Source organism: Amycolatopsis sp. NPDC051102, from assembly GCF_040682815.1.
Classification (GTDB): Bacteria; Actinomycetota; Actinomycetes; order Mycobacteriales; family Pseudonocardiaceae; genus Amycolatopsis.
In genome coordinates this window covers 81,286-103,686 of sequence record NZ_JBFBBT010000008.1, presented here as the reverse complement: position 1 = coordinate 103,686, position 22,401 = coordinate 81,286, and the positions used below count along the sequence as shown (strand labels likewise).

23 protein-coding genes are annotated in these 22,401 nt (G+C 71.2%); 16 read left to right on the top strand and 7 right to left on the bottom strand.

Features of this window, described 5'->3' with window-relative positions:
* Nucleotides 1-6: 6 nt before the first annotated feature.
* Nucleotides 7-486 carry a hypothetical protein gene (locus tag AB0M93_RS23200; protein WP_364276256.1) on the bottom strand — a complete coding sequence of 160 codons (480 nt, stop codon included), beginning with the start codon at nucleotides 484-486 and terminating at the stop codon, nucleotides 7-9.
* A 63-nt stretch (nucleotides 487-549) separates the two neighbouring features.
* Between AB0M93_RS23200 and AB0M93_RS23195 the strand changes: the two genes are divergently transcribed.
* The 3 genes from AB0M93_RS23195 to AB0M93_RS23185 all read left to right on the top strand — a co-directional run bounded on the left by AB0M93_RS23195 (nucleotide 550) and on the right by AB0M93_RS23185 (nucleotide 4,058).
* Nucleotides 550-1,791, top strand: a complete 1,242-nt coding sequence (locus tag AB0M93_RS23195) for an aminotransferase class I/II-fold pyridoxal phosphate-dependent enzyme (RefSeq protein WP_364276255.1) — start codon at nucleotides 550-552, stop codon at nucleotides 1,789-1,791.
* A gap of 116 nt (nucleotides 1,792-1,907) precedes the next feature.
* Nucleotides 1,908-2,885, top strand: coding sequence for a ferritin-like domain-containing protein (locus tag AB0M93_RS23190; RefSeq protein ID WP_364276254.1), 978 nt, complete (start codon nucleotides 1,908-1,910; stop codon nucleotides 2,883-2,885).
* 66 nt (nucleotides 2,886-2,951) lie between these two features.
* Entirely contained in the window at nucleotides 2,952-4,058 is a 1,107-nt protein-coding gene (locus tag AB0M93_RS23185) for an FAD-dependent monooxygenase (RefSeq protein WP_364276253.1), read from the top strand.
* A gap of 55 nt (nucleotides 4,059-4,113) precedes the next feature.
* On the opposite strand, the gene AB0M93_RS23180 is transcribed toward AB0M93_RS23185, so the two are convergent.
* Nucleotides 4,114-5,157, bottom strand: coding sequence for a LacI family DNA-binding transcriptional regulator (locus AB0M93_RS23180; RefSeq protein ID WP_364276252.1), 1,044 nt, complete (start codon nucleotides 5,155-5,157; stop codon nucleotides 4,114-4,116).
* Nucleotides 5,158-5,317: 160 nt separating this feature from the next.
* Here AB0M93_RS23180 and AB0M93_RS23175 point away from each other — a divergent pair, with 160 nt between their 5' ends.
* From AB0M93_RS23175 to AB0M93_RS23150, 6 genes are all read left to right on the top strand, one after another.
* The gene (locus AB0M93_RS23175) at nucleotides 5,318-6,598 is read left to right on the top strand and encodes an ABC transporter substrate-binding protein (RefSeq protein WP_364276251.1); all 1,281 of its coding nucleotides are present in this window, start codon (nucleotides 5,318-5,320) and stop codon (nucleotides 6,596-6,598) included.
* On the top strand, nucleotides 6,598-7,518 hold the full coding sequence (locus tag AB0M93_RS23170) for a sugar ABC transporter permease (RefSeq protein ID WP_364276250.1): 921 nt from the start codon (nucleotides 6,598-6,600) through the stop codon (nucleotides 7,516-7,518). Before AB0M93_RS23175 ends, AB0M93_RS23170 begins: the two co-directional genes overlap by 1 nt.
* Nucleotides 7,519-7,526: 8 nt before the next feature.
* A complete protein-coding gene (locus tag AB0M93_RS23165; protein WP_364276249.1) occupies nucleotides 7,527-8,414 on the top strand; it encodes a carbohydrate ABC transporter permease in 888 nt (295 codons plus the stop codon).
* Between the two features lie 17 nt (nucleotides 8,415-8,431).
* Nucleotides 8,432-9,793 (top strand): GH1 family beta-glucosidase, encoded by a 1,362-nt coding sequence (locus AB0M93_RS23160; RefSeq protein WP_364276248.1) that lies wholly within the window; start codon nucleotides 8,432-8,434, stop codon nucleotides 9,791-9,793.
* A gap of 57 nt (nucleotides 9,794-9,850) precedes the next feature.
* Nucleotides 9,851-11,017 carry a HEPN-associated N-terminal domain-containing protein gene (locus AB0M93_RS23155; protein WP_364276247.1) on the top strand — a complete coding sequence of 389 codons (1,167 nt, stop codon included), beginning with the start codon at nucleotides 9,851-9,853 and terminating at the stop codon, nucleotides 11,015-11,017.
* Nucleotides 11,018-11,090: 73 nt separating this feature from the next.
* A complete protein-coding gene (locus AB0M93_RS23150; protein WP_364276246.1) occupies nucleotides 11,091-12,104 on the top strand; it encodes a hypothetical protein in 1,014 nt (337 codons plus the stop codon).
* A gap of 9 nt (nucleotides 12,105-12,113) precedes the next feature.
* Here AB0M93_RS23150 and AB0M93_RS23145 read toward each other — a convergent pair whose 3' ends face one another.
* Nucleotides 12,114-13,910 (bottom strand): long-chain fatty acid--CoA ligase, encoded by a 1,797-nt coding sequence (locus tag AB0M93_RS23145; protein WP_364276245.1) that lies wholly within the window; start codon nucleotides 13,908-13,910, stop codon nucleotides 12,114-12,116.
* Between the two features lie 127 nt (nucleotides 13,911-14,037).
* Between AB0M93_RS23145 and AB0M93_RS23140 the strand changes: the two genes are divergently transcribed.
* Genes AB0M93_RS23140 through AB0M93_RS23115 form a run of 6 tightly spaced genes read left to right on the top strand, consistent with a single transcriptional unit; the run spans nucleotide 14,038 to nucleotide 18,199 of the window.
* Entirely contained in the window at nucleotides 14,038-14,448 is a 411-nt protein-coding gene (locus AB0M93_RS23140; RefSeq protein WP_364276244.1) for a polyketide cyclase / dehydrase and lipid transport, read from the top strand.
* An 11-nt stretch (nucleotides 14,449-14,459) separates the two neighbouring features.
* Nucleotides 14,460-15,254, top strand: a complete 795-nt coding sequence (locus tag AB0M93_RS23135; RefSeq protein ID WP_364276243.1) for a metallophosphoesterase — start codon at nucleotides 14,460-14,462, stop codon at nucleotides 15,252-15,254.
* 26 nt (nucleotides 15,255-15,280) lie between these two features.
* The gene (locus AB0M93_RS23130) at nucleotides 15,281-15,718 is read left to right on the top strand and encodes an SRPBCC family protein (protein ID WP_003074379.1); all 438 of its coding nucleotides are present in this window, start codon (nucleotides 15,281-15,283) and stop codon (nucleotides 15,716-15,718) included.
* Nucleotide 15,719: 1 nt separating this feature from the next.
* On the top strand, nucleotides 15,720-16,853 hold the full coding sequence (locus tag AB0M93_RS23125) for an ArsA family ATPase (RefSeq protein WP_364276242.1): 1,134 nt from the start codon (nucleotides 15,720-15,722) through the stop codon (nucleotides 16,851-16,853).
* Nucleotides 16,850-17,245, top strand: coding sequence for a hypothetical protein (locus AB0M93_RS23120; protein ID WP_364276241.1), 396 nt, complete (start codon nucleotides 16,850-16,852; stop codon nucleotides 17,243-17,245). Before AB0M93_RS23125 ends, AB0M93_RS23120 begins: the two co-directional genes overlap by 4 nt.
* Before the next feature lie 15 nt (nucleotides 17,246-17,260).
* Complete coding sequence (locus tag AB0M93_RS23115; RefSeq protein ID WP_003074370.1) at nucleotides 17,261-18,199, top strand: ROK family protein; 939 nt, start codon at nucleotides 17,261-17,263, stop codon at nucleotides 18,197-18,199.
* 248 nt (nucleotides 18,200-18,447) lie between these two features.
* On the opposite strand, the gene AB0M93_RS23110 is transcribed toward AB0M93_RS23115, so the two are convergent.
* Entirely contained in the window at nucleotides 18,448-18,924 is a 477-nt protein-coding gene (locus AB0M93_RS23110; protein WP_364276240.1) for an SMI1/KNR4 family protein, read from the bottom strand.
* A 26-nt stretch (nucleotides 18,925-18,950) separates the two neighbouring features.
* Here AB0M93_RS23110 and AB0M93_RS23105 point away from each other — a divergent pair, with 26 nt between their 5' ends.
* A complete protein-coding gene (locus AB0M93_RS23105) occupies nucleotides 18,951-19,793 on the top strand; it encodes an NUDIX hydrolase (RefSeq protein ID WP_364276239.1) in 843 nt (280 codons plus the stop codon).
* Here the strand turns inward: AB0M93_RS23105 and AB0M93_RS23100 are convergent.
* Genes AB0M93_RS23100 through AB0M93_RS23090 form a run of 3 tightly spaced genes read right to left on the bottom strand, consistent with a single transcriptional unit; the run spans nucleotide 19,790 to nucleotide 22,225 of the window.
* Nucleotides 19,790-20,929 (bottom strand): glutamate--cysteine ligase, encoded by a 1,140-nt coding sequence (locus AB0M93_RS23100; RefSeq protein WP_364276238.1) that lies wholly within the window; start codon nucleotides 20,927-20,929, stop codon nucleotides 19,790-19,792. The two genes, AB0M93_RS23105 and AB0M93_RS23100, sit on opposite strands and share 4 nt — an antisense overlap.
* Before the next feature lie 10 nt (nucleotides 20,930-20,939).
* On the bottom strand, nucleotides 20,940-21,461 hold the full coding sequence (locus AB0M93_RS23095) for a hypothetical protein (RefSeq protein WP_364276237.1): 522 nt from the start codon (nucleotides 21,459-21,461) through the stop codon (nucleotides 20,940-20,942).
* The gene (locus AB0M93_RS23090; protein ID WP_364276236.1) at nucleotides 21,458-22,225 is read right to left on the bottom strand and encodes an alpha/beta fold hydrolase; all 768 of its coding nucleotides are present in this window, start codon (nucleotides 22,223-22,225) and stop codon (nucleotides 21,458-21,460) included. Before AB0M93_RS23090 ends, AB0M93_RS23095 begins: the two co-directional genes overlap by 4 nt.
* Nucleotides 22,226-22,401 lie beyond the last annotated feature (176 nt).

The window sequence follows — 22,401 nt, the reverse complement described above, 5'->3', positions numbered from 1 at the left end:
CGGCGCTCAGCCGTCCCAGACTCCCGCGCCCTGGCGCAGCACTTCGACGCCCGACGGCGAGGAAACCGGCCACAGCTCCACCACGTACCGGTAGTGCTCCCCGTACTCGTGGTCGTTCCAGTCCACCGGCGGCGGCCCGGCCGGCACGTACGACACCCGGGCCCGGTACAACCCCGGCAGCACCGAGAAGAACTTTTCCTGCGACGGGTAGTCCGCCGGCCCGGAAATCACGAGTTTCCCGCTCGGAACCGGAAGATCCGCTTCCACCACGTGTTCGGCGGACGGCGCCAACGCGGGCGGCGACGGCACCAGCGTCACCGACGACTCCACCAGGTCCGAGCGTGCCGTCGCGATCGCGATCCCGCCGGGCTCCGCCCCGATCCGGTGGGATTCCACCGCTTCGGGGGACCAGCCGCTGCCGTCCAGCCGGGAACCGGAGTCGCGCAAGGAGAACTGCCGCTGGTCGGCGTGGACTACGAGGTGCACACGAACCACCCTAGCCAGGACCCGCCCCGAAATGGTATCGACACCGGGTTTAGCGTGGACGCCATGACCACTGCTTCCGTCGACGTCGACACGGCCCGCAGCGAGTACGCGGCCCTGGTCGGCCGAGGCCTCTCCCTGGACATCACCCGCGGCAAGCCGTCCCCCGAGCAGCTCGGCCTTTCGAACGCGCTGCTCACTCTCCCGGGTGACGGCACCTTCAAGGCCGAGGACGGCACCGACGTCCGCAACTACGGCGGCCTCAACGGCCTGCCGGAGCTGCGCCGCATCTTCGCCGGCGCGCTGCAGGTGCCCGCCGGCCAGCTGCTGGCGGCCGGCAACTCCAGCCTCGAGCTGATGCACGACGCCGTCGTCCAGGCCCTGCTGAGCAAGCTCCCCGGCGCCGAGCGCCGCTGGGCCGACGAGCCGCGGGTGAAGTTCCTCGCGCCCGTTCCGGGCTACGACCGCCACTTCGCGCTCACCGAGCGGTTCGGCATCGAGCTCGTCCCGGTCGCGATGACCGACGAGGGCCCGGACATGGACGCGGTCGAGACGCTGGTCGCCGAGGACCCCGCCGTCAAGGGCATCTGGTGCGTGCCGAAGTACAGCAACCCGACGGGTGTCACGTTCAGTGACGACGTGGTCAAGCGCCTCGCCACCATGCGCACCGCGGCGCCGGACTTCCGGATCTTCTGGGACAACGCCTACGCCGTGCACCACCTCACCGACGCCGAGCCGGAGCTGGCCGACCTGCTGGCCCTGGCCACCGAGGCGGGCAACGCCGACCGCGTCTTCGTCTTCGGCTCGACGTCGAAGATCACGCTCGCCGGCGCCGGCGTCGGCTTCTTCGGCGCGTCCGAAGCGAACCTGGCCTGGTGGACCGGGAACGCCGGCAAGCGCACGATCGGTCCCGACAAGGTCAACCAGCTGCGGCACGCCCACTTCCTCAAGGACGAAGACGGCGTCCGCGCCCACATGCGCAAGCACGCCGAGATCATCGGCCCGAAGTTCGCGGCCGTCGACCGCATCCTCACCGAGGAGCTGGCCGACCTGGCGTCGTGGACCAAGCCGACCGGCGGCTACTTCATCACGCTGACCGTCCCGCAGGGCACCGCGAAGGAGGTCGTGCGGCTGGCGAAGGAGGCCGGTGTCGCGCTGACCCCCGCCGGGGCGACCCACCCGCACGGGAACGACCCGGCCGACGCCGTCATCCGGATCGCGCCGACCTTCCCGAAGCTCGCCGAGGTCGAAGAGGCCGTCCGCGCGCTCGCGGTGTGCGTCCGGCTCGCGGTCGCGCAGCGCGGCTGACCTGCGCAAACGCAAGTCGATCAAAAATTTTCCCGATTTGACCGAGCCGGGGGACGCCCAGGTACGTATGACCGGTGGGTGAGGTGGACGAACTCGTCACGAGAGGACGTCCCCCGGTGTTCGGAAAACGCTACACAGAGCAGCTGATCGAGCGCAGCGCGGAGAACGCGACCGACCGCCGCCGCTTCCTCAAGGCTGCGGGAGCGGCGGGACTCGGCGTCGCGGGTGCCGGCGCGCTCGGCACGGCGCTGTCGCTGGGCCTCGGCTCGGCGGGTGCCACGTCGCAGTACGGTGCGCAGGGAGGTGACAAGGCGAAGGAGGCGGCGAGCGACGCCGCCGTGCTGAACTTCGCGTTGAACCTCGAGTACCTCGAGGCGAACCTGTACTCGTTCGCCGTCTACGGCTACGGGCTGAACGAGAAGTACGTCAACGGTGTCGGCAACCTCGGCAAGGTCTCCGGCGGGCACGCGGTGCAGTTCAAGAGCGAACACACCAAGCAGATCGTCCAGGAGATCGCCGGCGACGAGGTCGCGCACGTCAACTTCCTGCGCAAGGCGCTGGACAAGGCCGCCGTCGCGCAGCCGGAAATCGACTTCCAGAACAGCTTCACCGCGGCCATGCAGGCCGCGGGCGTCATCAAGCAGGGCCAGACGTTCGACCCGTTCGGCAGCGAGAACAACTTCCTGCTCGCCGCCTACCTGTTCGAGGACGTCGGTGTGTCGGCCTACAAGGGCGCGGCGCCGCTGGTGAACAACAAGACGTTCCTCGACGCGGCCGCGGGCATCCTGGCCGTCGAGGCATACCACGCCGGGATCGTGCGGTCGGCCCTGTTCGAGCGCGGCCTCGGGGACATCACCAACAAGATGTCCGACGCCCGCGACAGCCTCGACGGCAAGGCCGACGACGACGAAGGCGTCCTCAAGTACGGCAAGGCGAACCTCGTCCCGGCCGACGCCAACGGCATCGCGTTCGGGCGCTCCGCCGAGCGCGTGCTCAACATCGCCTACCTCAACCCGGACAAGGTGTCCTCGGGCGGGTTCTACCCGCGCGGCCTGAACGGCGAAATCGCCACCAGCGGTGCGAAGGAGAAGTAGGCGCCGCGTGCCGCCGCCACGGTAACGTCACCGGCGGCGGCACGCGGAGTCGACGGGGGGCGCGAAGTGCGGGTACTGGTCGCGGGTGGCGGGATCGCGGGCACGGTCACGGCGATGGCGCTGAAGCTCGCCGGGCACGAGCCGGTCGTCTACGAGGCTTATCCCGCAGGCGGGGACGACATCGGCGCGTTCCTCACGATCATGCACAACGGCATGGACGCCCTGCGCGCGATCGGCGCCGACCGGCCCGTGATCGACAGTTCGTTCGCCGCGTACGGCGTCGAGCTCGTCGCCCCGACGGGGGAAACCCTGGGACGGCGCGAGTTCGACATCGAAGGCCTGGACAGGCCGCGCACCCTGACCCGCGCGACGCTCTACCGCGTCCTGCAAGACGAGGCCGCGCGCCGCGGTGTCCCGCTGGAGCGCGGTCGCCGGCTGGTGGGCGCCCGGCCCGGCGCGGGCGGGATCACGGCGGAGTTCGCCGACGGCACCACCGCGACCGGCGACGTCCTCGTCGGCGCGGACGGCCTGCGTTCGGTGGTCCGGCGGCTGATCGACCCGGCCGCCGACGAACCCCGCTACACCGGGCTGACCGTCGTCTACGGCTACACGCGGGCGGGCGGATTGCCTGCCGCGCCGGGGATCTACCGGATGATCCGGGGCAGCCGCGCGGCCTTCGGCTTCACGACGGACCCGGACGGCGCCACGTTCTGGTTCGCCCGCATCCCGGACACCGAGCGGTCCCGCGAGGAGCTCGCGGCCGTCACCCCGGCGGGCTGGCGGGAGTTCGCGCACGCGGCGTTCGACGGCGATCCGCTGCCCTGCGCGGACATCGTCGCGGCCACCGGGGACGAGGTCTTCGGCGGCCACTCCTACGACGTCCCCGAGACACGGGTGTGGTCGACGCCCGAAATGGTCCTGACCGGGGACGCCGCCCACGCCGCCTCCCCGGCGGCAGGGCAGGGCGCGTCGATGGCGCTGGAGGACAGCGTGGTCCTGGCGCAGTGCCTGCGCGATCTGCCGGACCCGGCCTCGGCTTTCGCGGCGTACGAGGGGTTGCGCCGGGAGCGCGTGGAGAAGCTGGTCGCGGCGAGCGCGGGCCAGGACGTCGGCGAAGAGAGCGGCTGGCTGTACTCGCACCACATCGACTGGGACGCGAAGATCACCGTCTAGGGGTCTGCCGCGGCTTGTCGTGAGTGGTAACGCGAGTTAGAACCCTCCTTGCCACTCACGACCGGGAGCCGCAGGAGTCGCGGACCACCAGTTTCGTCGGCAGCAGCACTGGTTCCGGTGCGTCGGCGTTCTCGAGCATCGCCAGCAGCGCGCCGGCCGCCGCCGTGCCGAAGCCCGGTTTGTCCTGGGCCACCGTCGTCAGCGCCGGGTCCACCAGGGACGCCACCTCGATGTCGTCGAACCCCACCACGGCCAGGTCGTCCGGCACCCGCAGCCCGGCCGCGCGGGCCGCCAGGAGCGCCCCCACCGCCATCTCGTCGCTCGCCGCGAACACCGCCGTCGGCGGGTCCTTCCTGGCCAGGAGCCGGCGCATGCCGACGAAGCCGCTCTCGCGGTAGAAGTCCCCCGTGATCACCAGGTCCTCCCGCGCCTCCAGCCCCGCTTCGGCCAGGCCGCGCAGGTAGCCCTCGGTGCGGGCGCCGGCCGGCGCGTTGCCGCGCGGGCCGGTGATCGTCGCGATCCGGTGGTGGCCGAGGGCCGCCAGGTGCTGAACCGCCGCCGCGGCGCCGCCGGCGTTGTCCGACGTCACGTACGTCGCCCGCGGGCCCGACAGGGCCACGTCCACGGCGACGCACGGCAGCCCCGACTGGGCGAACGCGGTGAACGCGTCGGCGTCCGTCCCGCTGTCGATCAGCACCAGCCCGGCCAGGTGGTGCCGCCGGGTCATGCTCACGTAGGCGATCGGGTCGGCCAGCGACACGCCCGGGTGGCGGTCGCGGGCGTCGTCGCTCGTCGCGAGCATCAGCAGGTGGTAGCCGTGCGAGCTCAGCGCGGACTTGAGGCCGAGCAACAGGTCCTGCAGGAAGGGGTGCCGCCAGCCGGGCCGCCGGTGGTCGGTGTCCCAGACCAGCCCGACCATCGCCGACTGCTGCCGCGACAGCGCGCGCGCCGACTCGTTCGGCGAAAAATCGAGGTCCCGCGCGACGCGTTCGACGCGTTCGCGGGTCGTCGCGCTGACCGTGGCCGGGCGGTTGAAGACCCGGGACACGGTGGCGACGGATACCCCGCAGAGCTGCGCGACTTCGCGGGCGGTGACCATGCTGACCTCCGTTGTTGTAACCGGTTACATCTGTAGCACACGATCCCTGACAGCGTAAACGCCGAGGGCTGTTGCCATTTCGTTACTTGACGGCAACGGGCTGGGAGCGCTCTCATGGGACCCGCGTTTTCCCGACGGCCCGCAGAACAACGGAGATCTCATGCGCCCGAAAACGACAAACCGCCGGATCCGCCTGATCGCGGGGGTGAGTGCCGCCCTGGTCGCGCTCACCGCGCTGAGCGCGTGCGGGGACAGCGGTGCCGCCGGCGGCAAGGTCAAGCTGAGCCTCGGCCTGTTCGGCAACTTCGGCTACACCGACCTGATCAAGGAGTACCAGGCGGCGCACCCGGACATCGAGATCACCGAGCGGACGGCCGCCTACTCCGACCACCACAAGAACCTCGCCGCGCACCTGGCCACCGGGGCCGGCGCGGCGGACGTCGAAGCCATCGACACCGGCTACGTCGCCCAGTTCAAGGCGACGCCGGACAAGTTCGTCGACCTGAACACCGTCGGCGGCGACCAGCTCAAGGACCGCTGGCTGGGCTGGAAGTGGGCGGCCTCGCTGGCCAAGGGCGGCCAGCAGATCGGCTACGGCACCGACGTCGGCGGCCTGGCCATCTGCTACCGCCGCGACATGTTCAAAACCGCCGGGCTGCCCGAGGACCGGGACGCCGTCTCCGCGCTCTGGCCGACGTGGCAGGCGTTCTTCGAGACCGGCAAGCGCTTCCAGTCCCACGCGCCGAACGGCGTCAAGTTCATGGACGGCGGCCCGACCGTGCTCAACGCGATCGTCGGGCAGGCGCCGCAGGGCTACTACGACCAGAACGACAAGCTCATCGTGGACAGCAACCCGGCGCTGCGCCAGGGCTGGGACCTCGTGGTCGACGCGGTCAAGGCGAACCTGAGCGCCGGCCTGCTCTACAGCACGCCGCAGTGGAACACCGGCTTCACCCAGGGCCAGTTCGCGACCGTCACCTGCCCGGCCTGGATGATGACCAAGATCAAGGACCAGGCGCCGGACACCGCCGGCAAGTGGGACGTCGCCGCCGTGCCCGGCGGGGGCGGCAACTGGGGCGGCTCGTACCTGACCGTGCCCAAGCAGGGCAAGCACACCAAGGAAGCCGCCGAACTCGCCGCGTGGCTGACTGCCCCCGAGCAGCAGGCGAAGGTGTTCACCAGCAAGGGGCTGCTGCCTTCGGCGCCGTCGCTCTACAACGACCCGAAGATCACCGGCTACACCAACCCGTTCTTCAGCAACGCGCCCGTGGGCAAGGTCTTCACGGACGCGGCGAAGAAGCTGAACCCGCAGTACCAGGGCCCGAAGGCCGGCGACGTGCAGACCGAGTTCGGCAACGCGATGCAGCGCGTCGAACAGGGCAAGCAGGACGGTCCGGCGGCGTGGCAGCAGCTGGTCGGTGACGTCGCGAAGATCAAGTAATGGCACTCACCTTCGCCGAACGGCGGCAGAAGTGGGACGTCAAGCTGTCGCCGTTCGGCTTCATCAGCCCGTACTTCCTGATCTTCGGCGTCTTCGGGTTGTTCCCGCTGCTCTACACCGCCTGGGTGTCGCTGCAGCAGCGGAACCTCATCGACGCCGAAGGCGCGAAGTTCATCGGGTTCGGCAACTACGAGCAGCTGCTGTTCCACGACCCGTACTTCTGGAACTCGATGGGGAACACGGTCAGCCTGTGGCTGCTGACCACGGTCCCGCAGATCCTGTTCGCGCTCGGCATCGCGCACCTGCTCAACCGCAGGCTGCGCGGGCGGATGTTCTTCCGGATGGGGATGATCCTGCCGAACATCACCTCGGTGGCGGCGGTGACGATCATCTTCGCGCAGCTGTTCGGCCGGGACTTCGGCCTGGTGAACTGGGTGCTGAGCTGGTTCGGCGGCGGGCACGTCGACTGGCAGGCCGGCACGGCCAGCTCGCACACCGCCATCGCGTCGATGGTGGTGTGGCGCTGGACCGGCTACCACGCGCTGATCTTCCTGGCGTCGATGCAGGCGATCCCGTCCAGCATGTACGAGGCCGCGACCCTCGACGGCGCCAAGGGGTGGCAGCAGTTCTGGCGGATCACCGTGCCGCTGCTGCGGCCGCAGATCATCTTCTCCACGGTGATCGCGACGACCGGGAACATGCGGCTGCTCGCCGAGCCGCTGCTGTTCAACCCGGGCACCGCGGCCGCCACCGGCGGCTCCGACCGGCAGTTCCAGACCGCCGCGCTCTACCTCTACGAGCAGGGCTTCACCAAGTACGACTTCGGCTACAGCTCGGCGATCGCGCTGATCCTGGCCGTGGCCACGATGCTCGTCGCGGGCCTGTCGTACCTGGTGACCCGGCGGATCCAAACGGACTGAGGAGCGAGATGACTTCCGTGCTGACCCCGGCCGCGCCCGCGCCGCCTGCCGCCTCGTCCGGGCGGCTCCGGCGGCTCGGGAAGCGGGTCACCAGCCCGTGGACCTACGCCGCGCTGATCGCGATCCTGGCCGGCTCGGCGTTCCCGGTGTACTGGTCGTTCGTCGTCTCCTCGCAGACGACGGAGGCGGTGGGGAGCGTGCCGCCGGTGCTCGTGCCGGGCGGCCACCTGTTCCAGAACATCGCCCGCGTCTTCGACGAGACGGACTTCGCGCTGGCGCTGGGCAACTCGCTGATCGTCGCGGGCACGATCACCGTCTCGGTGGTGCTGTTCTCGACGCTGGCCGGGTTCGCCTTCGCCAAGATGCGCTTCCGCGGGCGGACGGCGCTGCTGCTCGTCGTGGTCGCCACCCAGGCGATCCCGACCGAGCTGGGTGTCGTGCCGCTGTACATGATGATGGCCGACTTCGGGTGGGCCGGGCAGCTGCAGGCGGTGATCGTGCCCGGCCTGGTCACCGCGTTCGGCGTGTTCTTCATGCGCCAGTACTTCGAGCGCGCGCTCCCGCTGGAGCTGCTGGAAGCCGGGCGGATGGACGGCTGCGGGTCGCTGCGGCTGTTCTGGCACGTGGCGCTGCCCGCCGCCCGCCCGGCCGCGGCCGTGCTCGGCCTGTTCACCTTCATGCAGGCGTGGAACGACTTCTTCTGGCCGCTGGTGGTGCTGGTGCCGGAGAACCCGACCGTCCAAACCGCACTGTCCACCCTGGCCAGTGGCTACACCACCGACTACACGCTCGTGCTCACCGCCGCCACCATCGGCACCGTCCCCGTCCTGATCGTGTTCCTGCTGTTCGGCCGCCAGATCGTCGGCGGCATCATGCAGGGCGCGCTCAAGGGCTGACCTCCCCGGAGTAGACCGTGACCAGTAGTTTCCCGCCCGGCTTCCGCTGGGGCGTCGCAACATCGGCGTTCCAGATCGAGGGCGCGACCACCGCGGACGGCCGCGGACCGTCCATCTGGGACACCTTCGCCGCGGTGCCCGGCGCGGTGGCGGGCGGCGACACCGGGGAACCGGCGGCCGACCACTACCACCGCTGGCCGCAGGACTTGGCCCTGCTCACCGGGCTCGGCGTGGATTCCTACCGGTTTTCGGTGTCCTGGCCGCGGATCCAGCCGGACGGCCGTCGCCCGGAGCGCCGTGGTCTCGACTTCTACCGGCGGCTCGTGGAAGGGCTGCGGGAGAAGGGAATCGAGCCGTTCCTGACGCTGTACCACTGGGACCTGCCCCAGGCGCTGGAGGACGACGGCGGCTGGCGGTCCCGCGACACCGCGTTGCGGTTCGCCGACTACGCGGCCCTGGTCCACGCGGAGCTGGGCGACCTGGTCGAGCACTGGACGACGCTGAACGAGCCGTACCCGTGCGCGGTCGCGGGCTACGGTGAAGGCCGCCACGCACCCGGGGCGCGGGAGGGTGACGGCGCGCTGGCGGCCGCCCACCACCTGCTGCTCGGCCACGGCCTGGCGGTGCGCGCGATGCGGGCGCTGGCGCTGCCGCACCACCAGTTCGGCATCGTGCTCAACCAGTCGCCGGCGGTCCCGGTCTCGGACTCGGCGGCGGACGCGGCCGCGGCCGCCCGCCAGGACACCCTGCTGCGGCGCCAGTTCACCGACCCGCTGTTCGGCGGCCGCTACGCCCCGGGCCTGCCGGCGATGTTCAGCGGCGTCTCGGACTTCGCGTTCCGCCGCGACGAAGACCTGGAAACGATCGGCGTGCCCCTGGACTACCTGGGCGTGAACTACTACTACCGCCTGCACGTCGCGGACGCGCCCCACCGCGAGCCGGACCCGGCGGCGCGGACGGTGACCGACATCGGGGTGGACACGTCCCGGTTGCCGGACGTCCCGCGCACGGGCATGGGCTGGCCGGTGGAGCCGGAGGGCCTGACGGAAGCCCTGGTCGGCCTGCACAACCGCTACCCGGACCTGCCACCGGTGTACGTCACGGAGAACGGCTGCGTGTACGCGGACCGGAGCGATTTCGCGGACTACGAGCGCATCAGCTTCCTGAGCGACCACATCGAGGCGGCCCGCGCGGCCGCGGCGGCCGGCGTGGACCTGCGCGGCTACTTCTGCTGGTCCCTGCTGGACAACTTCGAGTGGGCGCACGGGTACAAGCACCGCTTCGGCCTGGTCCACGTGGACTACGAAACCCAGCAGCGCACACCGCGGTCGAGTTACCGCTGGTACCGCGACTTCATCGCGGCCCAGCGGACGCCGTAGAACGCGAAGGCGCAGCGGCCGGTAATATCCGCGCCCATCAGGGGGAAGGTGGGCGCATTGGAGCAGCAGTCGCCGAGTCCGGACGGGGCCGGGCAGTGGGTGTGCCGGGCCTGTGTGGACGACCGCGCTTTGGCGGACATCATCTCGGCGGCCGCCGAGACCGCCGAGGTGTGCGGGTTCTGCGGGAAACCTGGTGCTGCGCCCCTGGACGTGCTGGTCGACGCCTTCGTGAACGGGGTATCGAACGAGTACGGCGACATCGACGGCGAGGCCGTTCCCTACGACTCTGCCGAGGGGGGCTACCAGTTCGTCGAACCCAAGGACACCTGGGACATCGTCGAGGAGTTCGCTGACGTGCTCGTCGGCCGGGGGCTGGTCGAAGCCGTCCAGGGCGCGATTCCCTTCAGCTTCTGGACGGAGAAGGATTGGGCGCGTCGACGGCGGGACGAGGTGCTTCGTGACAGCTGGGCACGATTCAGCCACGCGGTCACGTACGAAACCCGGTACGTCTTCTGGCTGCGACGTTCCGCGGACGACGAAGATGCGGAATCGTCCGGCGAGGTGCCGGCGGGCCGGATCCTCGACCACGTCGGAGCGCTGATCGACACCGCCGGATCGGTGCGGACGCTTCCGGCGGGAACCCGGTTCTGGCGCGCTCGTCCGCACGACGAGCGAGGCGACTGGGGCGGCCGGGACCTCGGGACCATCCCGTCGACGCTCGCGCGGCAGTCGAACCGGATGAGCCCGGCGGGTATCCCGTTGTTCTACGGTGCAGAAGAACAGCAGACGGCGATCGCCGAGGTCTCGCGGCTCGACTCCGGATTCGCCCGGGTAACCGTCGGTCAGTTCGAAATCTCGGCTCCGTGCCGCGTCATCGACTTCACAGGGTTTCCGGACGTCCCGAGCGTGTTCGACCCGGATTGGGGAGGACGCTGGCGTGAGTTCCGCTTCCTGCATGAATTCGTCGCGCGGATCAGCCAGCCGGTCGAGAAGAGCATGGAGCACATCGAATACGTGCCGACGCAGATCGTCACCGAGTACCTCCTCAAGATCTTCCGGGGCGGGGAGGTCGACGGGATCTTGTTCAGGTCGGCGGTCAACGGGGAGGTCGACGTGGTCCTCGACGTGCCGAACGAGCGGTGCTTCGATCAGGTACCCGAAGAGGCGCCGCGGAAGCTGAGCTTGCGGCTGGTCAAGAGCTCGATGCGGACCACCGACCTGTGAGCGGGCTTTCGGCTGCGGGAGCGCCGCTGTGCCGCTGATCGGCCCACTTTCGGCTCAGCTGCAGAGCGCGATCGTGGCGGGGCTCGTCGCCATCCTCGTCGCCGTGCTCGCGGAGGTGTTCCGCCGCCTCGCGGCGCGCCGGGAAAGCAGGGCCGCATCCAGGCTGACGTACGAAAACTACGCGAACCCGCTCGCCGTCAGTGCCGCTGATCTCTTCTACCGGATGCGGGAAATCTTCGCCGCCGACGGAAGCGGTTTCTTCCTGTCGGGCGAGGTCCACGTAACGACGTTCGAGCGCTACAAGGTGCTCAGTACGCTGTATCGGATGGCGAGTCTGCTCGCCTGGATCCGGGCGCTGCGCCGAGAGCTGCTGCTTCTGCAGCCCAAAGTTTCCCGTAAGAAGGAACTCGAAGAGGCGTTGAACGCCTTCGGTGAGGCATTGGCCGAAGGAGGGCACATCGAGGCGACCCGCCTGTGCGGCCTGGCAGAGGTCTGGGGTCTCGGCGCGACTTCGGGCGAATCCTCCCGGCGGGCGGGCATCCAGGTGGACCACGAGCTGAAGCAGGCTTTGCACGCCGGGACAGTCGCGCGATTCTGCGACCTCGACGAGGTCGCGCAGCTCGAAGCCCTCGAGCGGATCCACGCTGTGGTGGCGGCAGCAGCCGGCGCCGACGTGCTGGACAGAGCCGGCCTCGTCGGCAGCCGATCGCGTGTCGCGGGCCTCCTCTCCGTCCGGGAAGCCTGGATCTACCGGGATTGGCAGGCCGCGATCGGCGATGTCCTGCTGCGCGAGACGTCGTCCGGCCCGCGCAGGTTCCAGGTGATCGGCTACCGGGACTTCGAAACCCTGGTGGAGGACGGCGATGAAGCCGACCGCCGGTGGCTGCGGCGGCTCTACACCGTCATCGACGACGTCGACGTCCACGCGGACCGCACTTCGGACGCCCGGATCGGGCAGCTCCTCGCGGTGTACGTCGCCACCGCCGGGCTCATCAAGGTGCTCAGCGCGGCCGGGGGGAGAAGGTCGCCGATCAGTGGCGACCTTCTCACCTGCGCCAAATCGGTGGTGCGGAACCCGGCCGGCTGAAGCGACGGGCTACTTCTTGTACAGGCCCTCGATGTCGGTGGCGTAGTTCTTCGAGACCACGTTGCGCTTCAGCTTCAGGCTCGGCGTGATCTCGCCACCGGCCTCGGTGAAGTCGTTGGCCAGCACGGTGAACTTCTTGATCGCCTCGGCCTTGGACACCGACTTGTTCGCCTCGTCCACCGCGGCCTGGATCTCCGCGAGCAGGTCTGCGTCCGAGGCCAGGTCCGCCACCGTGGCGGAGGCCGGCTTGCCGTGCTGGGACTTCCAGGACGGGAAGTACTCCTCGTCCACCGTCACCAGGGCCGCGATGAACGGGCGCTGGTCGCCCACCACCATCGCCTGGCTGACCAGCGGGGACGCCTTGATCGTGTCCTCGAGGCCGGACGGGGCGACGTTCTTGCCGCCCGCCGTGACGATGATCTCCTTCTTGCGGCCGGTGATCTTCAGGAAGCCGTCCGGGTCGAGTTCGCCCAGGTCGCCGGTGTGGAACCAGCCGTCGGTGAGCGCTTCCTTCGTGGCCTGCGGGTTGTTGTAGTACGCCCGGAACACGACGTCGCCCTTGAGGAGGACCTCGCCGTCGTCGGCGATGCGGACCGACGTGCCGTTGACCGGCTTGCCGACCGTGCCCACGCGGAACGCCGTCTGCGTGTTGACGTTCGCCGCCGCGGACGTCTCGGTCAGGCCGTAGCCCTCGAACACCGGGACGCCGATGCCGCGGAAGAAGTGCGCCAGCCGCGCTCCCAGGGGAGCGCCGCCCGACACCGCCGCGACGCAGCGGCCGCCGAGGGCCGCGCGCAGCTTGCCGTAGACGAGCTTGTCGAACACCGCGTGCTTCAGCTTCAGCCCGACCCCGGCCCCGCCGCGGTCCTGCGCCTCGCTGTAGGCGACGGCGGTGGCCTCGGCGGCGTCGAAGATCTTGCCCTTGCCCTCGCTGTGGGCCTTCTGCTTCGCCGAGTTGTAGACCTTCTCGAACACGCGCGGCACGGCGACGACGAACGTCGGCCGGAAGGTGCCCAGGTCGGCGACCAGGTTCTTGACGTCCGGGGTGTGGCCGAGGGTGACGCGGGCGGTCAGCGCGGTGACGGCGATCGCGCGGGCCAGCACGTGCGCCAGCGGCAGGAAGCACAGCAGCGAGTTGCCCTGCTCCATCAGCTGCGGGAACGCCTCGATGTCGGCGCGGATCTCGGCCAGCAGGTTGCGGTGGGTCAGCTCGACGCCCTTGGGGCGGCCGGTGGTGCCCGAGGTGTAGACGATGGTGGCGAGCTCGTCCGCGCTCACCTCGCGGCGCCGGTCGTGCAGCTCGTCGTCCGACAGCGGCGCACCCAGCGCGGACAGCTCCTCGACGGCGGGGGAGTCGCCTTCGATCTGCCAGATGCTGGCCAGCTCGGTGAGCCGGTCGCGGATCTCGCCGACCGCCGCGGCGTGGCCGTTCGTCTCGACGAACACGCCCTTCGCGGCCGAGTCGGACAGGATCCAGTGCACCTGTTCGGGGGAGGACGTGTCGTAGATCGGGACGGTGACCGCGCCGGCCGCCCAGATCGCGAAGTCGATCAGCGTCCACTCGTAGCGGGTCTTCGACATGATCGCGACGCGGTCGCCGCGGCCGATCCCGGCCTTGGCCATGCCCTTGGCCACGGCCAGCACCTCGGCCGCGAACTCCTTGGCGGTCACGTCCAGCCAGCTGCCCTCGACCTGGCGGCGGAAGCTCACCACGTCGGAGAACCGCTCGGCGTTCGCCCAGACGACATCGGACATGTTCTCGTCGTCGGCCACCGGCTTGCCGGCGGGAGCGCTGTATTCGCGCACGTGGACCTCCGTGTTCAACGCGTGCGGCAGGCGACACCGCTGTTACCCGCCAGTCAACTTAGCGTGGTGAGCACCTTAAGACCATGCTGATCGGCGCCGCGCGGCGAGGCCGTGACATTCTTCGCACGTGACCGCGCCACCCTCCCTCGACATCGTCGACGAGACCTTCCTCGCCGTGCCGCCGGCCACCGTGGCCGCGGTCTTCGCCGAACCGGCGTCCTGGCGGCGCTACTGGCCCGACCTGGTCCTCGAGGTCTACACCGACCGGGGTGACAAGGGCCTGCGCTGGACCGTGCGGGGTGCGCTCGTCGGTACGATGGAGGTCTGGCTCGAGCCGGTGCTCGACGGCACCCTGCTGCACTACTTCCTGCGGGCGACGCCCGCTGACGCGGCCGGGGCGCCCCGTGCGCTGGGGCCGCGCGAACTGCGCCGGGAGTTCGACCGGCGGGCCCGCGCGGCGAAGGCGATCGCCCTCGGGCTGAAGGAGATCCTGGAGGACGGGCGCGAGCCCGGCGTACCTCCGCGGGGCGAGGGCTAAGGGGACCAGGGGTGCGAGTTCACGTCGTCTCGGACGTGCACGGCAACGCGGACGCGTTGAAGCGGGCGGGCGACGGGGCGGACGCCCTGGTCGTGCTCGGCGACCTGATCGACTTCGTCGACTACCACGACCACGACAAGGGCATCATGGGCGCCCTGTTCGGCGCCGAGAAGGTCGGCCAGTTCGCGCGCCTGCGCCGCGAGGGCACCCGTGACGAAACCGTTGCCTTCTCGCGCACGCTCTGGGCGAGCATCGACGACCCGGCCGCCGCGGTCGACGAGGCCATCCGCGACCAGTACGCGACGCTCTTCGCGGCGATGACCGCGCCCACCTACGCCACCCCCGGCAACGTCGACACCCCGGACCTGTGGCCCGAGTTCGCCGGCGAGGGCATCCGGGTCCTGGACGGCGAGGTGGCCGAGATCGGCGGCCTGCGGTTCGGGTTCGTCGGCGGCGCGCTGCTGCCCGACGGCGTCGTCCCGCGCCGTCGCCAGGGTGCCGCCTGGCGCCCCTACCTGCGGGATCGCGAGGACTACGACCGGAGCGTGGCCGCCCTCACCGACGTCGACGTCCTCTGCACGCACGGTCCGCCCGCCCTGCCGGAGCTGGTCTACGACGTCGTGGCGCGCCGCAGCGAGATCGGCTCGGTGGCGCTGCTGGAGCTGATCCGGGCGCAGCGGCCGCGCTGGTCGGTGTTCGGGCACGTGCACCAGCCGCTGGCGGCGCGGGCCCGGGTCGGCCTGACCGAGTGCCGCAACGTGGGTCACTTCAAGGAGACCGGGCAGCCCTACGTGCTGCGCTGGTGACCAACCGCGGCGGCTACGCTTCGACCATGGCCGAGCAGTCCACACAGTCCATCGAGGTCGACGCCGAGCCCAGCCGGGTGATGGCCGTGATCGCCGACTTCCCCGCCTATCCGGAATGGGCCAAGGCCGTCCGGGAGACCGAGGTCCTCGACACCGATGCCGGCGGGCGGGCCAAGCAGGTCAAGCTCACCCTCGACGCGGGCCCGATCAAGGACGTCTACACCCTCGAATACGACTGGGACGAAGACGGCCTCGGCGTCAGCTGGCACCTGGTCAAGGGCCAGATGCAGAAGGCGCAGAACGGCCGCTACGCGCTGGCCGACCTGGGCGGCGGCCGGACGCGGGTCACCTACACCCTGTCGGTCGAGCTGGCGCTGCCGATGATCGGGCTGCTGCGCCGCAAGGCCGAGAAGATGGTCATGGACACCGCGCTGAAGGAGCTCAAGAAGCGGGCTGAGGGGTAGCGTGCGGATCCTGCTGTTCACCGGCAAGGGGGGTGTCGGGAAGACCACGCTGGCCGCGGCCACCGGCGCCGCCCTCGCCGCCCGCGGCAGGAAGACCCTCGTCGTGTCGACCGACCCGGCGCACTCGCTCGGTGACGCCTTCGGCAGCCCCCTCGGCACCGAACCGTCCGAAGTGGACTCGCTCCTCTCGGCCGTGCAGGTCGATTCGCGCACCCTGGTGGACACGAGCTGGGAAGGGCTGCGCGGCGAGCTGCGGGCGGTGCTGGCCGGCGCGGGCCTGGACGGGCTCGACGCCGAAGAGCTCACCGTGCTGCCCGGCGTCGACGAACTGCTCGCCCTGTCCGAGGTCCGCCGGCTGGCCGGGGACGGCCCGTGGGAGACCGTCGTCGTCGACTGCGGGCCGACGGCCGAGACGCTGCGGCTGCTGGCCCTGCCCGAAGCCGTCTCCGGTTACCTGACCCGGGTGTTCGGCCCGCGCGGCCGTGTCACGGACTCGGTGCGCCGCCTCGGCACTCACCTCGACGGCCTGCGCGAGCTGCTCACCGATCCGGCGGTGACGACGGTCCGGCTGGTCCTGACGCCGGAGCGGGTGGTCGTCGCCGAGGCCCGGCGCACGCTGAGCTCGCTGGCCCTGCGCGGCATCGCCGTGGACGGCCTGATCGCCAACCGGCTGATGCCCGCGCCCGGGATGTGGCGCGGCGGCGCCGCGTCGTGGCTGCGCACGCGCCGCGCCCAGCAGGACGCCGTCCTCGCCGGGCTCGCTGCGGCCGGGATCGCGCCGGTCACCCGCGTCGAGCACCGCGCCGCCGAGCCGGTGGGGCTGCCCGCGCTGCTGGAGATCGCCGCCGAGCTGTACCGCGGCGGTGACCCGCTCGACGGCGACGGCTCCCCGGTGACCCCGCTGCTGCGCGTGCGGCAGGCCCCGGACGGGTACACCCTGCGCGTCGCGATCCCGCTGGCGCGGGACGCCGAGGTCGATCTCGCCCGCGTCGACGACGACCTGGCGATCACCGTGGACGGCTTCCGCAGGCTGATCGCCCTGCCGCAGCCGCTGCGGCCGTGCCGGATCACCGGCGCGGAATCCGACGCCGACGGCCTGGTCGTGCACCTGGCCGGGAACCGGGGACGCGGGTGAGCGAAGAGGAACACGGGCCGCGCCTGGCGGAGGAGATCCGCCTGCTCGCCGAACTGGTCGCCGAAAAGGCGGCCCCGTGGCTCGAAGGCGTGCTCGCGGCCGGGCACGGGACCCCGGACGAGGCGAAACCGGAGGGTTCGGCGTGCGGCTGGTGTCCGCTGTGTGCGATCGTCGCGGTGGTGCGCGGTGAGCGGCCCGAGCTGGTCGCGCGGCTGGCCGAGCAGCTCGCGCAGCTGGTCGCCCTGCTGCGCGCGGTGCTCGCGGACCGCTGGGAGCCGGAGGAGGGCGTGCACATGCCCGGGTTCCGGCCCGCGCCGCGGCCCGCGGACCCGCGGCCGTCGCCGCGGGTGCAGCACATCGCCGTCCGCCGGCGCGACGAGTGGGAGAGCTGAGTGCGGACGATAGGGGTGGACGTCGGCGGGACGAGTGTCCGGGCCGGCGTGGTGGACGAACGCGGCTCCCTGCTCGACACGGCCCGCGTCGCGACACCGACCGAGGAAGGCGCCCTCGAGGACGCGATCGCCGGGGTGGTCGAGGACCTGCGCAACCGGCACGAGGTGGCCGGGGTCGGGCTCGCGGTGGCGGGTTTCGTGGCCCGCGACCGCCGGTCGGTGATGTTCGCGCCGCACCTGGCCTGGCGCGGCGCCCCGGTGGCGGACCGGATCGAAAAGCGCGTCGGCCTCCCGGTGCTGCTGGAGCACGACGTCAACGCGGCGATGGTGGGCGAGCACCGCTTCGGCGCGGCCCGCGGCGCCCACGTGGCGGCCCTGGTGGCGCTGGGCACGGGCATCGGCGCGGGCCTGCTGCTGGACGGCAAGCTGTTCCGCGGCGCGTACGGCGTGGCCCCGGAGCTGGGCCACCTGACGGTGGTCCGCGGCGGCCGCCCGTGCCCGTGCGGCAAGTACGGCTGCTGGGAGCGCTACTGCAGCGGAACGGCCCTGGCGGCGACGGCGGTGGAGCTCCTGGCCCGCCACCCGGGCCGCTCGACGGTGCTGGCCCCCCAGGTGGCGGGCGACCCGGGCTCGGTGACGGGCAGGCGAGTGGCGGGCGCGGCGCGGGACGGCGACCCGATCGCCCAGCTGGCGATGGCGGAACTGGCCAAGTGGCTGGGCGAGGGCCTGGCCCTGGTGGCGGACGTGTTCGACCCGGAGATCATCGTGATCGGCGGGGGAGTGTCGGAGTCGGCCCCCCTGTTCTTGGACGAGGCCCGCGAGCACTACGCGGGCGCGATCACGGGGGCACGGCACCGCCCGCTGGCCCGGATCAGGACAGCGCACCTGGGCGACGACACGGCGATCGTGGGCGCGGCGGCCCTGGCCCTGGAGGCGGCGAAGACCCCGGTCTGACCGCGATCCACGCCGCGCGATCCAACCCCCGGTTCGTCCTGCGCGATCCACAGCGCGATCCAACCCCCTGTCTGCCCCGCGCGATCCGCCCTGCGCTTGGCCGCCGCCAGTGTCTTCGTCTTCGCCGGCTGGATCCTCGTGGCGCAGTTCGTCGTCAAGCCCCTCGTGCCCGGCATGGTCACGGCCGCGATCCTGCTCGGCGGCCTCACCCTCGGCGTCCTCCTGACCGCGGTCATCGGCGGCCGCGCTCACTCCGCCGGGAAGCTGCCCGACGGCACCAGGCCTTCGGCGAACGCCCGGAACGTCGGCGCCAGCGGCAGCTCCGACTCCAGCTCCGCGTCGAACCACGTCACCGACGGCTCGGCCGAGAGCCGGTAGTCCAGCGCGATCCACGTGTGGCCGTCCCCGGACAGCACCACCACCCGCTTCGGCAGGCCCCACTCCGTGCTCAGGTAGGGCGAATCCAGGATCGACAACCGCCCGCCGACGCCGAGGAGGTGGTCGAACGGAACGTGCGTCCCGCTGTACGACGTCGCCTCGCTCGTCGGGAAGGCGTCGCAGTGCGCGGCGACCGTGCCGCCGTTGCGCAGGCCCAGCAGTTCGCCCAGCTCGAGGGGCAGGCGGACACCCAGCTCGCGGCCGGCGTGGGCGAAGGTCCGGGCGTTCAGCGGCTCGCCGGGACCGGCGTCCCAGAAGGTGTCCTTGAGCCGATCGAACGGGATCATGCCCGCGAGTGTGCCAGGCTGGACACGTGAGTCACCTGTCCGCGAGCGTCTTCGTCCGCTGTTCCTGCGGGCACGTGCACTGGGGCCGCTACGGCGCCGCGGGCCTCCTGCTCGTCGACCCCGCCCGCGGCGTCCTCCTGCAGCGCCGCGCCTGGTGGGTGCACCACGGGCGCACCTGGGCGCTCCCCGGCGGCGCCATCGAAGCCGGCGAGACGGCCAGAGGCGCCGCCGCCCGCGAAGCCTTCGAGGAAACCTCCGTCCCCGCCGACGCTTTCCGCGCCGTCTCCGCCTCCGTCGTCGACCACGGCGACTGGAGCTACACCACCGTGCTGGCCCTCGCCGACGGCGCCGAGGCGCGCGTCGCCAACCCCGAAAGTGCGGAGGTGCGCTGGGTGGATCCCGACGACGTCCCCGGTTACCCCCTTCACCGCGACTTCGCCGCCGCCTGGCCGCACCTGCGGGACCGCGTCGGGCAGGAGCTGGTCCTCGTCGTCGACGGCGCCAACGTCGTCGGCTCGCGCCCGGACGGCTGGTGGCGCGACCGGCACGGCGCGGCCGAACGCCTCCGCGCCCAGCTCGCCAAGCTCGCCGAAGCCGGCGTGCCCGACCCGGCCGACACGACCGTGACCTGGTGGCCGCGGATCATCCTGGTCGTCGAAGGCAAGGCCAAGCACGTCACGTCGGTGCCGGGCGTCGAGGTCGTCGCCGCGGATACCGACGGTGACTCGAAGATCGTCGAGGTCGTCGCGCAGCAGAAAGCGCGGGTCCTGGTCGCGACGGCCGACCGGGAGCTCAAAGGACGCGTCGAAGCGCTCGGCGCGTCGATCCTCGGCCCCGGCACGCTCCGCACGCAGCTGGACCGGCTTTAGTCCTTCGCGATCCCGTCGCGCATCTCGGCGACCAGCGAGGCGACGACGGCCTTCAGGCTGCCCTTGTGCCGCTCCGCCACCGCCCGCTGCCGCCGGTAGCTCGGCCCGTACCGCAGGATCGTCTCGACGTCCCGCAGCTCCGCCACGCAGTCGAGCCGCCGCGCCACCGGTTCCAGCCGGTCCAGCAGGTCCGCGACGTCGTCGGTGACGAGCCGTTCGCGCCCGGCCGCGTCCAGGATGATGATCGCATCGGTGCCGTAGCGGGCCGCGCGCCACTTGTTCTCCTGGACGTGCCACGGCGGCAGCGTCGGCAGGATCTCGCCGTCTTCCAGGCGCTCCGCGAAGTCGTCGACCAGGCACTGCGTCAGCGCCGCGATCGCGCCGACCTCCTCCAGCGTCGGCAGGCCGTCGCAGACGCGCATCTCGATCGTGCCGAGCTTCGGCGACGGCCGGATGTCCCACCGGATCTCGGAAAAGCTGTCGATCACGCCGGTGGTGAACATGTCCTCGACGTAGCTCTCCAGTTCCGCCCACTTCCGGAACTGGAACGGCAGCCCGGCCGTCGGAAGCTGCTGGAACATCAGCGCCCGGTTCGACGCGTACCCGGTGTCCTCGGCGCCCCAGTACGGCGAGGACGCCGACAGCGCCTGCAGGTGCGGCGCGTAGTTGAGCAGCGCGTCGAGGATCGGCAGCACCTTCTCGCGGTGGTCGACCCCGACGTGGATGTGGACGCCGTAGATCAGCATCTGCCGTCCCCACCACTGGGTCCGGTCGATCAGCTTGGCGTAGCGCTCCTTGTCGGTGACCTTCTGCTGGTACCAGTTCGAGAACGGGTGCGTCCCGGCCGAGAACATCTCGACCCCGAGCGGGTCGGCGACGCCGTGCACGACGTCGAGCGAGTCGTTCAGGTCGGCCTTGATCTCGCCGATCGTGTCGCAGACGCCGGTGATGATCTCGATCGTGTTGAGCAGCAGCTCCTGCTTGATCTTCGGGTGCTCGGCCTCCCCGTCGGGCCGGACGGCTTCGAGGATCTGCTCGGCCACCGAGGACAGCTCGCCGCTGCGGCGGTCCACCAGGCCGAGTTCCCATTCCACGCCGACGGTCGATCGCCGCGAAGGGCTGAACTCGATGTGCATCGCCGTGGAGTCAGACCTGGGCGCCGGTGCTGGGGTCGGCGCCGGGCGGCGGACCCTGCCGGACGCGGAGCAGCAGCAGCGCGATCGCCGTCGCGAGCGCGAGGATGCCCAGCGGCGTCGCCACCGTCGGGCCGACGCCGATCGCCCCGGGCAGGATCAGCAGGAACAACCCGGCCAGGAACAGCAGCAGGATGAGGAACGCACCCATCTTCGGCCGGGGCAGCGGCGGCGGCTCCGGCGGGACGTAGTGCTCGTCGTCGTCCGCCGGATCGTCGGAGAACATCGTGGTGTCCCACGTCGTGCCCCCGGACCGCCAGCCGGGCTCCGGCGGGGTGTCCACGGCCGGCGGCTCGGGCGACCGCTCCGGCGTCTTCCGCGGCTCGTTCCCCGCGCCGGCCCCGGTGGCACCCGCGGTGTCCGCCCGGTCGGCGATGTCGTCTTCGGGCAGCCCGAACCCGCCAGCGCGCAGGTCCGCGACGATCTCGGCGAACGTCGCGTCGACGTCCTCCGGCCCGTCCTTCCCCCGGCTCATGCGGTCTCCTCCGGCTGGACAGCGTGCGCCTTCGCGAACTCGACGCTACGCGTGAAAATCACCTCGGCGTCGTTGTCCTGCGTCGCCACGTGGTAGCTGTTCTCCAGCACCACCTCGGTGACGTCGGTGCTCGAGACGCCCTGCAGCACCAGCTGCGAGTTCACCGGCTCGACGACATGGTCGACCGACGAGTGCAGCAGCAGCACCGGCTGGGTCACCTTCGCCAGGTCGGCGCGCACGACCGCCCACAGCTTCGCCAGGCTCGCCGCCGCCCGCACCGGCGTGCGCGGGTAGGCCAGTTCCGTCTCGCCCGGCTTCTTGATGTCGTTCGCGATCGCCGGCACCGACGGCACGATCCGGCCCAGCACCGGCAGCAGCCTCGTGTCCCACTTCAGCCGCGTCACCGACGGGTTGACCAGGACGATCCCGGCGATCCGGTCACCGAACTCCTCGGCGAGGCGCAGGGTGAGCGTGCCGCCCATGGAGAGGCCGCCGACGAAGACGGTCCTGCACGTCGAGAGCAGCGCGAGCAGGGCTTCGCGGACGGCGCCGTACCAGTCTTCCCACGTCGTGCGGTTGAGGTCCGGCCAGCGGGTCCCGTGGCCCGGCAGCAGCGGGCAGCGCACCGTGAACCCGGCCCCGGCCAGGTGGTCACCCCAGGCCCGCATGCTCGCCGGGGTACCGGTGAACCCGTGGCAGAGCAGGAACCCGGTATCGGCCGAACCGGTGTGGCCGAACGGTTCCGCGCCGGCGAGCACGCCCATGCGATCGCCTTCCGTGTGAGCGGGGCAGTCCCTCCATGCTCTCACGCCCGGCGGACCTTGTGGGGTTCCGCCCGTGCCCCGAATTCGCTGTGAGATCGATCGCTGCCGAAGCGGTAACCGGGTGGTCTGCGTTGTGCGGCGGCCACCGGTGTTCGTACGCTGTTCGTCTCGGGTGA

Coding starts and splice junctions, on each gene's coding strand:
- AB0M93_RS23195 (WP_364276255.1), top strand. CDS start 550: ATGACCACTGCTTCCGTCGACGTCGACACGGCCCGCAGCGAGTACGCG.
- AB0M93_RS23180 (WP_364276252.1), bottom strand. CDS start 5,157: ATGGTCACCGCCCGCGAAGTCGCGCAGCTCTGCGGGGTATCCGTCGCC.
- AB0M93_RS23175 (WP_364276251.1), top strand. CDS start 5,318: ATGCGCCCGAAAACGACAAACCGCCGGATCCGCCTGATCGCGGGGGTG.
- AB0M93_RS23170 (WP_364276250.1), top strand. CDS start 6,598: ATGGCACTCACCTTCGCCGAACGGCGGCAGAAGTGGGACGTCAAGCTG.
- AB0M93_RS23165 (WP_364276249.1), top strand. CDS start 7,527: ATGACTTCCGTGCTGACCCCGGCCGCGCCCGCGCCGCCTGCCGCCTCG.
- AB0M93_RS23130 (WP_003074379.1), top strand. CDS start 15,281: ATGGCCGAGCAGTCCACACAGTCCATCGAGGTCGACGCCGAGCCCAGC.
- AB0M93_RS23110 (WP_364276240.1), bottom strand. CDS start 18,924: ATGATCCCGTTCGATCGGCTCAAGGACACCTTCTGGGACGCCGGTCCC.
- AB0M93_RS23100 (WP_364276238.1), bottom strand. CDS start 20,929: ATGCACATCGAGTTCAGCCCTTCGCGGCGATCGACCGTCGGCGTGGAA.
- AB0M93_RS23095 (WP_364276237.1), bottom strand. CDS start 21,461: ATGAGCCGGGGGAAGGACGGGCCGGAGGACGTCGACGCGACGTTCGCC.
- AB0M93_RS23090 (WP_364276236.1), bottom strand. CDS start 22,225: ATGGGCGTGCTCGCCGGCGCGGAACCGTTCGGCCACACCGGTTCGGCC.